This window comes from Pseudomonas sp. SDO5532_S415 (genome assembly GCF_054071155.1).
Genome location: NZ_JBSVWS010000013.1, coordinates 1 through 13631 on the forward strand (window position 1 = coordinate 1; position 13631 = coordinate 13631).

Annotated in this window: 11 protein-coding genes and 1 pseudogene; 3 read left to right on the top strand and 9 right to left on the bottom strand. The window is 60.3% G+C overall.

Translation table 11 applies throughout. The annotated features are described in order from the left end of the window. Nucleotides 1–1333 (bottom strand): annotated as a pseudogene (locus ACW9HW_RS06240) (type IV secretion protein Rhs); the annotation flags it as partial. Between the two features lie 245 nt (nt 1334–1578). On the opposite strand from ACW9HW_RS06240, the gene ACW9HW_RS06245 reads away from it, so the two are divergent. Beyond that, the gene (locus ACW9HW_RS06245) at nt 1579–2274 is read left to right on the top strand and encodes an HAD-IA family hydrolase (protein WP_095197267.1); all 696 of its coding nucleotides are present in this window, start codon (nt 1579–1581) and stop codon (nt 2272–2274) included. A gap of 126 nt (nt 2275–2400) precedes the next feature. On the opposite strand, the gene ACW9HW_RS06250 is transcribed toward ACW9HW_RS06245, so the two are convergent. Then, nucleotides 2401–3147, bottom strand: coding sequence for a 3-oxoacyl-ACP reductase family protein (locus tag ACW9HW_RS06250; protein WP_095197268.1), 747 nt, complete (start codon nt 3145–3147; stop codon nt 2401–2403). Nucleotides 3148–3272: 125 nt separating this feature from the next. Here ACW9HW_RS06250 and ACW9HW_RS06255 point away from each other — a divergent pair, with 125 nt between their 5' ends. Beyond that, entirely contained in the window at nt 3273–4196 is a 924-nt protein-coding gene (locus ACW9HW_RS06255; protein WP_457398962.1) for a LysR family transcriptional regulator, read from the top strand. Nucleotides 4197–4326: 130 nt separating this feature from the next. Here ACW9HW_RS06255 and ACW9HW_RS06260 read toward each other — a convergent pair whose 3' ends face one another. The 3 genes from ACW9HW_RS06260 to ACW9HW_RS06270 all read right to left on the bottom strand — a co-directional run bounded on the left by ACW9HW_RS06260 (nt 4327) and on the right by ACW9HW_RS06270 (nt 7967). After that, nucleotides 4327–5055 carry an aspartate/glutamate racemase family protein gene (locus ACW9HW_RS06260; protein ID WP_457398964.1) on the bottom strand — a complete coding sequence of 243 codons (729 nt, stop codon included), beginning with the start codon at nt 5053–5055 and terminating at the stop codon, nt 4327–4329. A gap of 57 nt (nt 5056–5112) precedes the next feature. Continuing rightward, nucleotides 5113–6654 carry an NCS1 family nucleobase:cation symporter-1 gene (locus ACW9HW_RS06265; RefSeq protein ID WP_457398966.1) on the bottom strand — a complete coding sequence of 514 codons (1542 nt, stop codon included), beginning with the start codon at nt 6652–6654 and terminating at the stop codon, nt 5113–5115. 572 nt (nt 6655–7226) lie between these two features. Next, nucleotides 7227–7967: a phosphoadenylyl-sulfate reductase gene (locus ACW9HW_RS06270; protein WP_007971943.1), complete on the bottom strand. Its 741-nt coding sequence runs from the start codon at nt 7965–7967 to the stop codon at nt 7227–7229. Nucleotides 7968–8130: 163 nt separating this feature from the next. Here ACW9HW_RS06270 and thrH point away from each other — a divergent pair, with 163 nt between their 5' ends. Next, complete coding sequence (gene thrH, locus ACW9HW_RS06275) at nt 8131–8748, top strand: bifunctional phosphoserine phosphatase/homoserine phosphotransferase ThrH (protein ID WP_095197273.1); 618 nt, start codon at nt 8131–8133, stop codon at nt 8746–8748. A 102-nt stretch (nt 8749–8850) separates the two neighbouring features. On the opposite strand, the gene pabB is transcribed toward thrH, so the two are convergent. The 4 genes from pabB to rloA all read right to left on the bottom strand — a co-directional run bounded on the left by pabB (nt 8851) and on the right by rloA (nt 13518). Then, nucleotides 8851–10194 carry an aminodeoxychorismate synthase component I gene (gene pabB / locus ACW9HW_RS06280; RefSeq protein WP_457398968.1) on the bottom strand — a complete coding sequence of 448 codons (1344 nt, stop codon included), beginning with the start codon at nt 10192–10194 and terminating at the stop codon, nt 8851–8853. A 260-nt stretch (nt 10195–10454) separates the two neighbouring features. After that, nucleotides 10455–11441 carry an alpha-L-glutamate ligase-like protein gene (locus tag ACW9HW_RS06285; protein ID WP_095197275.1) on the bottom strand — a complete coding sequence of 329 codons (987 nt, stop codon included), beginning with the start codon at nt 11439–11441 and terminating at the stop codon, nt 10455–10457. After that, entirely contained in the window at nt 11441–12976 is a 1536-nt protein-coding gene (rloB, locus tag ACW9HW_RS06290) for an osmotic stress tolerance membrane protein RloB (RefSeq protein ID WP_095197276.1), read from the bottom strand. The genes ACW9HW_RS06285 and rloB overlap by 1 nt, the downstream gene beginning before the upstream one ends. Before the next feature lie 5 nt (nt 12977–12981). Further along, nucleotides 12982–13518 carry a retropepsin-like aspartic peptidase RloA gene (gene rloA / locus ACW9HW_RS06295; protein WP_095197277.1) on the bottom strand — a complete coding sequence of 179 codons (537 nt, stop codon included), beginning with the start codon at nt 13516–13518 and terminating at the stop codon, nt 12982–12984. Nucleotides 13519–13631 lie beyond the last annotated feature (113 nt).

A 13631-nucleotide genomic window follows, 5' to 3' on the forward strand; every position in this document is an offset into this window, starting at 1 on the left:
CGGTGTGGGCGGCGGTATCGGCGCTGTCGCCGTTGGGGTTTTTCGCTTGTTTCGACGCGTCGTCGTGAGGTTCCTGCCGGCTCAAACGCGTCGTGGCAGCAGACTTGTTACGGGCAATGGCGACTGGATTATTGATCAAAAGATCGGTCGAACCCGCCGTGCTGATCTGCAATGGAATGGCGGGTGCAGGCTTTAACGGTGCCTTCCGGGCATTCACCGACAATGGCTTGAGCACGCCCGCGTGAGCGCTCAGATCGGAGCGACTCGTCAGCTCCGCCAACCGCAAACCCGCCGCGGCCAGCCAGCGTCGGGCGCGCTCGGACTTCATTTTGCTGAGTACTTTGGCGCTGATGCCGAGCTTCAGGCCTGTAGGACCGGTCAAGCACACCAGCAGGAAACTGATCAGCAACTCTGTACGAACTTCCGCCACGACTTCGGCGATGTACTGCGGCGGCAACAGCTTCAACCAACTGGTGAAGGCGGCCAGATGGATGAACATCAAGGGCTCGTCGCTCAGCACCAGCAATAGATTGGCGATGGACTCGGACGAAGCCGCCAGCAGCGCCTCAAGTTCCGCCTCGGTCAGGTATTCAAGGAGTTTTGCACTGTTGGCCTGCAGGTCGGCGATCAGGGCGTAGAGCTGCTTCACGTCGTCCCACAAACCGTGCAACGCGTGCTCGACACCCCGCCAATCCGCCTGTCGCAGCAGGCCGTAGCGTTCAATGAAGTCAGCCTTGGAAAACCCGTCCCACAGCGGTTGAAACTCGCTCGCCCACTCATCGCGCAGCCAGCCTTCCAGCTCACTGACGACGCCTGCGTAAGAGGCATACAGGGCTTTGACGTGATCGGTGGTGACGTTGGGAAAAAAGGTGATGCGATAACGATTGCCACGCCAGCAATCGGAGATTTCGAGGATGCCGCTGGGGCCGATGGTTTCGTGTATCGGTGCGCCAAACACTGGCCCGTCCGGCCCTTCGGAAATCAGCGGTTCGAGCACGACGGGTGTATTGCCGATGGGTATGAAGCGTGCGGCTTCAAACAGATGCACCAGGGTCAGCGGTCCACTGGCGGGGCACTGGGCGACGGTGGAACTGACGGGCGCGGTGGAATGCTTTGGTGCGCTGAGGCGAACGTCGTTGCCGACCTTGAACACCTGCTCGACATCCAGTGCGCCGCCGGTCCAGAAGCTCTCCGCCCAGGCTTCGTAGTTGTTGAGACAGAGGCGAAAATCACCGAGCAGCGCTTCGACGTCCGGCTGCTCCGGGTTCATCGCGGCGACCACCAGCAAGCCGATGGTGTTGTTCAGGGCCAGCAGCTTGTCAGGATCGAACATGCGCAGTGTTTCGCTCGAATGAAGGAGCGCGAAACTCTGCGGCGGATCAATCAGGAAAGAAGTCGGGAAAGGAGGTGTTTCGTGTAGGGCGATTCGTTAAATCATCGGTACCGCATCGAGAGCGCTCGGATTTTGCCCGTTGCTCTATGCCAACCGCGCTCGCTATGCTGCTGAACCCTTTAATCAGTCACTGAGCCGGCCGCACCCGAGCCGCCTGGGATGTCATTGAAAACGGATCAGATGCGATGAATGCAGCGCTCAATGAGTTCGGCCCGATCAAGGCCGTGATTTTCGATATGGACGGCTTGCTGCTGGACACCGAGGGCATTTACACCGAGGTCACGTCCATCATTGCGGGTCGTTACGGGCGGACATTCGACTGGAGCATCAAGCAGAACATCATCGGTCGTGGCGCCGGGGACCTGGCGCGTTACGTGGTCGAGGCGCTTGATCTGCCGATCAGCGCCGAAGAGTTTCTGGTGATCCGCGAACCGTTGATGCGCGAGCGTTTTGCTACCGCACAGGCGATGCCTGGCGCACAGGAGCTGGTGCGGCATCTGAAGGCCAACAACATTCCCATCGCGGTGGGTACCAGTTCGTCGAGCCAGTCGTTTGGCCAGAAAACCACCTTGCATCGGGACTGGTTCGCGCTGTTCGACACCATCGTCACCGCTGACGATCCGGAAGTCGGCGCGGCCAAACCGGCACCGGATATCTTCCTGACGGCGGCGCGACGCCTGGGTGTCGCGCCACAGGATTGCCTGGTGTTCGAAGATTCGCCGTTTGGTGTCACGGCGGCGAAGGCGGCGGGGATGACGGCGATTGCCATTCCGGATGCAGCAATGGCTGATGAAAAGTACGCGCACGCCGATGGGATTCTTCGTACGCTCAAGGCGTTCAGGCCGAGTGCCTGTGGTCTTCCGGCGCTCGATTGGACCTGACGCAAATCCAATTGTGGGAGCGAGCCTGCTCGCGAATAGGGAGTATCAGTCGACATTGATGTTGGCTGACACACCGCTTTCGCGAGCAGGCTCGCTCCCACAGGGGGTGTGGTTGGCTGACCTTTATCAGGCGCCAAAACCACCATCGATAGTCAGGCTCGCACCGGTGATGTAACCAGCCTCGGGACTGACGAGGTAGGCAACGAAACTGGCGATTTCTTCAACTTTGCCGTAACGCCCGACGGCCATCAGCGGGATCAGACTGTCAGCGAAATCACCTTCGGCCGGGTTCATGTCGGTATCGACCGGACCGGGTTGCACGTTGTTGATGGTGATGCCTTTCGGGCCGAGGTCGCGGGCCAGGCCCTTGGTCAGGCCGACCAGCGCCGACTTGCTCATGGCGTAGGGGCCGCCACCGGCGAAGGGCATGCGGTCGGCGTTGGTGCTGCCGATGTTGATGATTCGACCACCCTCGGTCATATGGCGGGCGGCGGCCTGGGTGGCGATGAATACGCTGCGGACGTTGATGGCCAGGGTCTGGTCGAAATCTTCGAGTTTGAAATCTTCCAGTGGGGCGACGGCGAGCACACCGGCGTTGTTGACCAGGATGTCCAGTCGACCGAAGGTTTCCACCGTCGCGTTCACGGCGTTGCGGATGGCTTCGGCGTCGGCGCTGTCCGCCTTGATGGCCAGGGCTTTGCCGCCGTCGGCGATGATGCTGTTCTGCAGTGCTTCGGCCTTGGCCGTGGAGCTGACGTAGGTAAAGGCAACAGTCGCGCCTTCAGCGGCCAGACGTTTGACGATGGCAGCACCGATGCCGCGGGAGCCGCCTTGAATCAATGCCACTTTGCCGCTGAGGTTCTGAGTAGTCATATCGATCTCCAAAGTCCCGAGGCAGGATGTCCCGGTTGATGGAGCCTAGTATCGATATCCGATTGCACACTGTGTAGACGGTAATTGCGATAGTCTGTGTAAACCAGAAGTTTATAGTGGCGCCTATGGAAACCTTCAGCAGTATCGAATGCTTTGTTCGCAGCGCCGAGGTCGGCAGCTTCGCCGAAGCCGCCCGGCGCTTGAGCCTGACCCCGGCGGCGGTGGGCAAAAGCGTAGCCAAGCTTGAGGCGCGACTGGGGGTGCGGCTGTTCCAGCGCAGCACCCGCAGCCTGACGTTGACGGAGGCCGGCCAGGTGTTTCTCGGCGAAGTCAGTGCCAGTTTGCACACGATCCAGAATGCCGTGGCCAACCTTGCCAGCGCCGAGGGGCGTCCGGCGGGGACGTTGAAAGTCAGCATGGGCACGGTGTTCGGGCGCTTGTACATCGTGCCGCTGCTCGGGGAGTTTTTGCAGCGCTTTCCGGCAATCAACCCGGACTGGCATTTCGATAATCGCCAGGTTGACCTGATCGGCCAGGGCTTCGACGCCGCCATTGGTGGCGGGTTCGAACTGCCCCAAGGCGTGGTAGCGCGCAAACTGACGCCGGCCCATCGTGTGTTGGTGGCTTCGGCCGACTATCTTGCGGCGCGTGAGGCGATCAATGAACCGGACGATCTCAAGCAGCACGAAGGCATCCTGATTCGCTCACCGCAGACGGGCCGCGTGCGTTCCTGGCAGTTGACCAGCCGCAGTCAGCAGCACAGTCCCTTGACTCTGAAAGCGCGGATGACCATGAGCGATTCGGAAGCAGCCTGCGCCACGGCGACCCAGGGCCTGGGCATTGCGCTGGTCAGCATGCCGTTCGCCGTGGGTTATCTGCAGGCGGGGACATTGCAGCGGGTGCTGCCGGACTGGTATGTCGATGACGGCAATATCTCGATCTATTACGCCGAGCACAAACTGCTGCCGGGCAAGACCCGGGCGTTTGTCGACTTCATTATTGAGCAGTTTGCAGAGCAGGGGTTGGCTCAGAGGTTTAGTGCCATCTGAACACGTCTTTGAAACGAGGTGCTCCCATCGCGGGCAAGCCACGCTCCCACAGGGTCAGCGTCGTTCACCGCATCGTGGTACGACGCAAATCCTGTGGGAGCGAGCCTGCTCGCGAAGGGGGCGACTCGGTTTATCGGGCAAACCGCCCCGGCCAGCCAATGATGTTCTTCGGCCGCGACGTCGCATACGTCCGCACCTTGGAAGTGGATAACCCCAACCGCACCAGCGATTCGGCAATGGTCACCGCCGCTGTCACGCCATCCACCACCGGCACGCCGGTGCGCCGGCGGATCTGCTCATCCAGCCCGGCCATGCCGCCGCAACCCAGGCAAATCACTTCGGCCTTGTCCTGGGTCACCGCCAGTTCGGCCTGATGCACGATGGCCTCCAGCGCACGTTGCGGTTCGTGTTCCAGTTCCAGTACCGCCAATCCACTGGCCCGCACTGACGCGCAACGATCCCAAAGCCCGGACAGTTTCAGGCGATCTTCGATCAGCGGCACGGTGCGATCGAGGGTGGTGACCACCGAATAGGCGTGGCCGAGAAACATCGCGGTACTCGCCGCCGCGTCGGTGATGTCCACCACCGGCACGTTGAGCAGTTCCTGCAGACCTTCGCGGCCGTGTTCGCCGTAACCGGCCTGGATCACCGCATCGAAGGGCTGGTCGTAGGACATCACTCGGTCCATGACGGCAATGGCGGCCAGGTAGCTTTCGAAGTTGCCTTCGACGGAGTCGGCACCGAAGTGCGGCGTCAGGCCGACGATTTCCGTGCCGGGGGAAGCAACGGCCTGCGCCGAACGGGCGATGGCCTGGGTGATGGATTCGGTGGTGTTGACGTTAACCACGAGAATTCGCATGGGAAATCCTTATAACGGGGTGGTTCTGCGGCCCGACGCTGCCGGGCCGCGTCGGGATTAGTGGCTGACGTTGTCGACGGCGATAGCTTCACCACTGACGTCGGCGTAGTCAGGTTGGCGTTTGGCGATGATCAGATAGAGCATTCCGGCAATCCCGGCACCGATCAGCCAGGAAAACGGCGACACGCTGTGGAAACCAGGTACCAGCGCCAGGATGATGGCGATCAAGGCGGCGGGAATGAACGCCGCCACGGCGCGCAAATTGACGCCGCGGCTGTAGTAATAAGCCCCGTTCGGGTCTTCGCTGTACAACTGCGGCACGTTGATCCGACCTTTTCTTACAAGCCAGTAGTCGACCATGATCACGCCATACAATGGGCCGAGCAGGGCGCCGAGACCGGAGAGGAAGTACACGATCACCAGCGGGCTGTTGTAGAGGTTCCACGGCAGGATCAGTACGGCAATGGCTGCGCTGATCAGGCCGGCGCGGCGGAACGTCAGGTACTTGGGCGCCAGGTTGCTCAGCACGAAGGCCGGGGCGACGAAGTTGGCCATGATGTTGACCGCCACGGTGACGATCAGGAATGCCAGGCAACCGAGGACCAGGAAGAAGGTGTTGGGGATCGAGGCGATGATTTCGGTAGGACTTTCAATAATGTGGCCATTGATCTGAAATTGCGCACCGCAGAGCAGGACGGTAATGGCGGCAAACACCAGAATGTTCACCGGCAGGCCCCAGAAATTTCCGATCTTGATGGTCTTGCGGCACGGCGAAGAGCGGGCGAAGTCGCAGAAATTGAGGATCAGGGTGCCGTAGATCGCCAGCCACAGTGCGCCGCCGGCAAAGATATTGCGCCACATCTCAGCGCCGGTCAGCGGTTCGCGGATCGACCAGGCGATGGTCGCGTTGGCCTGGAAGTACATCCACCCGGCGAGGGCGGCGACGGTCAGCAGAATCACCGGTCCGGCAAACGCCTCGTAACGCCGCACCATTTCCATGCCATAGGCGAGGATCGCCAGTTGCACGAACCAGATCGCGACGAAACACACCCAGCCCAGGGTCGACAAACCGAGGATCGAGTCATGGTCATAGTCGGCGAATCCGGGATGGATGGCGGTCAGCAAGACACGAAACACCACCGAGGCCAGGTACGTCTGAATGCCGAACCAGGCGATGGCGATAACGGCGCGGATCAATGCAGGAATTTGTGCACCGTGGATGCCGAAACTGATCCGGCTGATGACCGGAAACGGCACACCGGTCTTTTGTCCCATGTACCCGGACAGATTCATGAAGCAATACACCAGCGCCGCGCCGATCCCCAGCGACAGCAGAATCTGCCAGCCGCCCAGGCCCAGGGCATACAGGCCGATGGCGAACGAGTAATTGGCAATGTTGTGAACGTCGTTGGTCCACAGGGCGAAGATGCTGTATTTGCCCCAGCGTCGACCTTCAGCCTTGGTCGGTGCCAGGTCGTTGTTATGCAGACGGGGGCTGAGTGCCACGGGGCATTGCAGGGTGTGATCACCGGTGGTTTGAGTGGAAGGGGAGGAGGGCAGATCCAGCGCAATATTGTTGTTGGAGAGGCTTGTACGCATTCCGGCAGGCTCCTGATGCTCGACCCGCGATGACTGTGCATGAGCGTTGGCTCGACAAATCTTCGTCGCGGGTGGCGAATATCATTGGTTACGGGGCATCTGCAGCCTGTACGGGATAGGGCGCTTCAGGCTTGCGGATCTAAAGTGTTTTTATGTTTTGAGGTGATTGTATACAAAACATGTATGCACTTAAGCCAGATCTGTGCCAGTCCTGAATCTATGAATGTCGTTGCTCATTTCGTTTTGTTATCAACGGGCGCTAAAGCGCTGAAAAACGGGCGATATAAGCTGACCGATTGCGCAGGTATTTATTTTTGCGGGTGGATTTTCAGGCGCGCGAAGCAACGCAAGTCAGGCGAGGAAATGTAACTTTTGGGTGCGCAGAAACAAAAAGTGCACACATAAATGGCACTGATGGTGACATTCGTGTGTACACATTTCTTGGGCAGAAAAATCAAACGGTGGGAGCGAGCCTGCTCGCGAAGGCGTTATGTCAGGCGACACCAATGTTGGATGTACCGCCCCCTTCGCGAGCAGGCTCGCTCCCACATTGGATATCACTAGGTTCCGGATCAGGCCTTGGACTTGCTGATGATATTCCCTGCATGCAGTCCGCATTCTTTCTGCGTCGCTTCTTCCCACCACCAACGCCCTTCACGCTCGTGCTGGTTCGGCAATACCGGGCGGGTGCAGGGTTCGCAACCGATACTGATGAAACCGCGCTCATGCAGGCTGTTGTACGGCAGCTCCAGCATGCGGATGTAACCCCAGATCTCTTCGCTGGTCATTTGCGCCAGGGGGTTGAATTTGTACAGGGTGCGCTCCGGGGTGGAGAACGCGGTGTCGATTTCCATCACCGCGACAGCGCTGCGGGTGCCGGGGCTCTGGTCACGGCGTTGGCCGGTGGCCCAGGCTTTCACGCCGGACAGCTTGCGGCGCAGCGGCTCGATCTTGCGGATGCCGCAGCATTCGCCATGGCCGTCCTTATAGAAACTGAACAGGCCCTTTTCCTTCACGAACGGTTCGAGCTTGGTGTAGTCCGGCGACACCAGTTCGATGTCGATCTTGTAGTGCTCGCGCACCTGATCGATGAAGCGGTAGGTCTCGGGGTGCAGGCGACCGGTGTCGAGGCTGAACACCTTGACGTTCTTGTTCAGCTTCCAGGCCATGTCCACCAGCACCACGTCTTCGGCGCCGCTGAAAGATATCCACAGGTCATCGCCGAACTCGGCGAACGCGAGTTTCAGGATGTCCTGGGCGGATTTATTGGCATAGGTCGTGGCGAGTTCCACGACGTCGAACGTTGGGCTCATCAGGGCGGCTTCCTACAGGTCGGTGGCGCTGGGCGCTCTATATGGGGTCGATGGTAACAAAAAGCTGCGCCGGCCGGGGCGTCCTCTGCGTTGCGCGGTGGGGGTGGAGCCGCTAGAGTTCGGGCTCGCTCGACTCAATAAACAATACCAATGGGAGTGTCTTGTGGAAATTGCCTGTCTGGATCTTGAAGGTGTGCTGGTCCCGGAAATCTGGATCGCGTTTGCCGAAAAAACCGGGATCGAATCCCTCCGGGCCACTACCCGGGACATTCCCGACTACGACGTGTTGATGAAGCAGCGCCTGCGGATTCTCGACGAACACGGGCTGAAACTCGCCGATATCCAGGAAGTGATCGCTACGCTCAAACCGCTGGACGGCGCCATCGAGTTCGTCGATTGGCTGCGCGAGCGGTTCCAGGTGGTGATTCTGTCGGACACCTTCTACGAGTTTTCCCAGCCGCTGATGCGTCAACTGGGCTTCCCGACCTTGCTGTGCCATCGCCTGATTACCGACGATACGGGGCGAGTCACTGGCTATCAGTTGCGTCAGAAAGATCCCAAGCGGCAGTCGGTATTGGCATTCAAGAGCCTGTACTACCGAGTGATTGCGGCGGGGGATTCCTATAACGACACCACGATGCTGGGTGAGGCGGATGCGGGGATTCTGTTTCACGCGCCGGACAACGTGATTCGCGAGTTCCCGCAGTTCCCGGCGGTGCATACGTTTGAAGAGCTGAAGCAGGCGTTCATCCAGGCGTCGAACCGTACCTTGAGTCTGTAGTCGTCCCTGTAGGAGCGAGCTTGCTCGCGATGGTCGTCAACGATTACGCGGGATGCCTGACACTCCGCAGCGTTCCCGGATTCATCGCGAGCAAGCTCGCTCCTACAGGTTTTGCAGGGTATCGAGCAGTACCTTCACCTTGGTAATCGACTCCTGATACTCCGCCTGCCACTCGGAATCGGCGACGATCCCGCCGCCACCCCAGCAACACACCTGCCCATCCTTGACCAGCAAGCTGCGAATGGCGATGGAGCTGTCCATCTCGCCGCGTACGTCCAGGTACAGCAGTGAGCCGCAATACAACCCCCGGCGGGTCGGCTCCAGTTCGTCGATGATCTGCATCGCGCGAATCTTCGGTGCACCGGTAATCGAGCCGCCGGGGAAGCTGCCGGCGATCAGGTCCAGTGCGTCCCGGTCATCCGCCAGTTCGCCGGTCACGCTGCTCACCAGATGATGCACATTGGGGTAGCTTTCCAGGCTGAACAGTTCCGGGACCCGCACCGACCCGGTGCGGCAGGTGCGGCCGAGGTCGTTGCGCAGCAGGTCGACGATCATCAGGTTTTCCGCGCGATCCTTGGGGCTGGCCAGCAGTTCGGCGGCATTGGCCGCATCTTCGGCCGGGGTCAGGCCGCGAGGGCGCGTGCCTTTGATCGGCCGGGTTTCCACATGGCGTTCGCTGACTTTGACAAATCGCTCAGGTGACAGGCTCAGCACCGCGCCACCGTCGGGCAAGCGCTGGAAGCCGGAAAACGGCGTCGGGCACGCCAGCCGCAGCGCGCAATACGCCGCCCATGGGTCACCCTGGCAGGGCGCGCGGAAACGCTGGGCGAAGTTGACCTGATAGCAGTCACCGGCCTGGATATATAGCTGAATGCGCTCGATGGCTTGCCGATACTGATCAACGCTCAGGTCGGGCTTCATGGGCGCTTGCAGTGTGAACGACTCGACCGCTTCAGCGGCGGGCTGGCTGAACAGCTGGATCAGGCGTTGACGCTCGCTGTCGGCCAGCGTCGGGTGAAACACCAGTTGACTGGTGGCCTGGTGGTGATCGCTGATCAGCGCCCAGTCGTACAGACCAAAACGCGCGTCCGGCAATTGCAGGTCGTCCTGCGCCTGGTGTGGCAGATTCTCCAGGTGGCGGCCGAAGTCGTAGCTCAGGTAGCCGATCAAGCCGCCCGCGAACGGCAACTCATAGGGTGCCGGCAACGATGCTTCACCCAATCGAGTCAGGTTATCGCGCAGGCGTTGCAGGAAACTGCCGCCACGTTCGTCAGGCGCCACCGTCAGTTGTTCCAGCGGCCAGGCGCTGAGCAGGTCAAACCGGCCACGCTCGGCGCTGGGGCGGCCACTGTCGAGCAGTACGGCACCGGGGGCATGACGGATGGCCGCGAAATAGTCGGCGGGGTTGGCGCGATAGGGCAGGGGGTGTACGGAACAGGTCAGCATGGGCGGGTTGGATCGGCCATCGAGGCGGGGTGGCGATTGTAGTCCCCTCGGGGAATTGCTCCTAGAGGGGATGTCGGGGATTGGCATTTTGCGATCCTGCGTGAAACCTGTGGCGAGGGAGCTTGCTCCCGTTGGGCTGCGCAGCAGCCCCCAGGGTTCTTCAGTCCCGCCGAGTAGTCTGGGTTTGCGACTGCTTCGCAGCCGAGCGGGAGCAAGCTCCCTCGCCACAAAAAGCAGTGGCACCCCTCAAAAAGTAGGGGTCAACCCTCAACCGGAGGAATATGCCCGAACATCTCCTGCACAAACGCCATGCGCTCTTCGACGGTTTCGGTCACGCCGCGAGCTTTGAGCTCTTCCAGTCGCGCCTCGACCGCATGGGTGCGCAAGGTCAGGCCGCAATCATTGGCAATCTGGATGTTCAAGCCCGGTCGGGCGTTGAGCTCGAGGATCAGCGGGCCTTTTTCCTGGTCGAGCACCATGTCGACACCGATGTAACCCAGGCCACACAGCTCGTAGCAGCCAGCTGCCAGTTTCATGAAACCGTCCCAGTAGGGCAGTTGCACGCCATCCACCGCGTTGGTGGTGTCCGGGTGTTTGGTGATGATGTTGTTCAGCCAGGTGCCGCGCAGGGTCAGGCCGGTGGCAAGGTCGACACCGACGCCGATCGCGCCCTGGTGCAGGTTGGCCTTGCCGCCGGACTGGCGGGTCGGCAGGCGCAGCATGGCCATGACCGGGTAGCCCATCAGCACGATGATGCGGATATCGGGCACGCCTTCGTAGCTGATGCTTTTGAAGATCTGGTCTGGAATCACCCGATACTCGATCAGCGCCCGGTCGCGGTGCCCGCCGAGGGAATACAGCCCGGTGAGGATGCTGGAAATCTGATGTTCGATTTCCTCGTGACTGATGATTTTGCCGGACACCGTGCGATAGCGCCCCTCGAAGCGGTCGGCGATCACCAGGATGCCGTCGCCGCCCGCGCCCTGGGCCGGTTTGATCACGAAGTCGCTGCGCTCGCCGATGATCTCGTCGAGCTTGTCGATTTCCTTCTCGGTGGAGATCACCCCGTAGAGTTCCGGCACATGGATGCCGGCGGCGATGGCGCGTTCCTTGGTGATGATCTTGTCATCGACAATCGGGTACAGGCTGCGCTTGTTGTACTTGAGCACATAGTCTGCGTTGCGCCGATTGATCCCCATGATGCCCCGCGCTTCCAGGGCCTTCCAGGTCTTCCAGAAACCGAACATCAGGCATCAGCCTTTTTCAGGAAGGCCTTGAAACGCACCAGTTCGGTCAGGCGGTAGCCGCGATAGCGACCCATCGCCAGCATGAAGGCCACCAGGATCAGCAGGATCGCCGGGAAGGTGAACACGAAATACACCAGTTCCGGCACGCTCATGATCAGGTGTGACAGGGTGGCGGCGAACAGGGTGCCGATCGCCACTTTCATGGCATGGCTGGCGCCACGTTCTTCCCAGGTGATCGACAAGCGTTCGATGGTCATGGTCAGAATCACCATCGGGAACAGCGCCACCGACAGCCCGCGCTCCAGGCCGAGTTTGTGGCTGAAAAGGCTGATGGCCGCGATCAACACCACCACGAAGGTCAGCACCACCGACAGCCTCGGCAGCATTTGCAGTTTCAGGTGTTCCAGGTAGGAGCGCAGCGACAGCCCCAGGGCCGTGATGATCGTGAACAGCACGATGCCGAAGCCGAGCTGGGTTTCGCGAAAGGCCAGGGCGATCAGTACCGGGGTGAAGGTGCCGAGGGTCTGCAGGCCGATCAGGTTGCGCAGGATCAGGATCACGAGCACGCCGATCGGGATCATCACCATGATCATGAACGTTTGCTGGGTTTGCAGCGGCAAGCCGTACAGCGAGTATTCGAGGAAGTTGGCGTCGGTGTTTTCGTCGGTCAGCTTGGCCAGGCGAATGGCGTTCATTTCGCTGTTGTTCATGCTGAAGGTGACGGTGGCTTTCTTGCCGCCATCGACGGTGATCAGGTTTTCATCGCCGGTCCACCACAGCAGGCGGTCGGTCGGCAGGCCCTGTTCGCCGGTTTCCGGGTTGAAGTACAGCCAGTCGGTGCCGTTGAAGCTGCGCAGCCAGAGTTCCGGGGTTTGCGGTTGATCGGCCACCAGGCGAATGGTGTGGACCTTTTCCACCGGCACATGGGCGATGGACAGCACCAGTTCAACGATCCTGGCCTTTTGCGCGGTGGACGGATCGCCTGCCAGCAGCAGCTTCACGTTGTCGTCGTTGACATTGTTGACACGCTTGATCGCTTCGCCGACGAAGGTTTCGACGTCGGCCGAGTGTTGGCGGATCGGCGCGAGCAGGGCTTCGGCGGCGATTTTTTCCGGGCCCTCGATGGCGATGCTGTCGCGGAAAGTCGGCCCTTTGATCTTGGTTTTTTCGGCGCTGTAGCGCTTGGTCAGCACCAGGCGGTAATACAGGGTCTGGTTGCCTTTGGCACGACGTGCCGACCAGGTGACCTTGCGGTTGCCGTCGACGCGGTTGACCGCCACCCCATAGTTATTGGAGATGAAGCTTTCGTTGAGGCTGACGTAGTCGCGGCTCAACGGCGGCACGAACATCTGGATCTTGACCGGGTCCTTGGCACTGGCGACGAACTCGACCTTGGCGTCGATGTTCCACAAGTCGTCGGTGGCGTCTTCGGTCACGGGAATGCCCAGCACGAAGATCTGATAGGCCGTGACTGAAATGCCCAGCACCACCAGGATGGCGATCAGCATTTTCAGATGAAGGGTAAGAGAGCGCATTGGAATTACTCTGCGGTATGAGCGTCGGTGGCGCAGGCGGGTTTGCCGGCAGCGTATTTAAGACTGGGGTCGACCAGTGCATCGAAGCGTTTGAGCGCTTCGGAGCCGATCAAAAGCGGGTATTGGAACGCGCTGCGGTCGGTCAGGTTCACTTCGATGCTGCGTAAGGCCGAGCCCATGCAGATATCCAGTTCGATCACCGGACGGGCGGTGTACTTCTTGCCTTCTTCCGGATCGTAGTCACCGGCGCGGCGCTTGATCTTGCTGACGCGGGCCAGCGGTCGTTCGATCGGGTGCGAATGGGCGGCGTCGATGGCCAGATAGAAGCGTACCCAGGATTCGCCATTGCGTTTGAAACGCTTGATGTCGCGGGCACTCAGGGAAGCGGTTTTCGCCCCGGTATCGAGTTTGGCGGCGACTTCAAGGTCGATGCCGCCCAGCGACGCGTACTCATTGAGGCCATACACAGTCTTTTCCCCCGCCACTGCAAAACCGGGCAGGCAAAGAAAATAAAGGAATGTGGAGAAGGGCTTGAGTCTCATAAATCCTGGTGCGCAGCGGTCCGTATTTCGATTCAAGACCCTGGCATTGCTGCGCAAGCTCCTCGTATGCCTATCAGCTATTTATGACAGACAGTGCAGATGTGACAAACAAA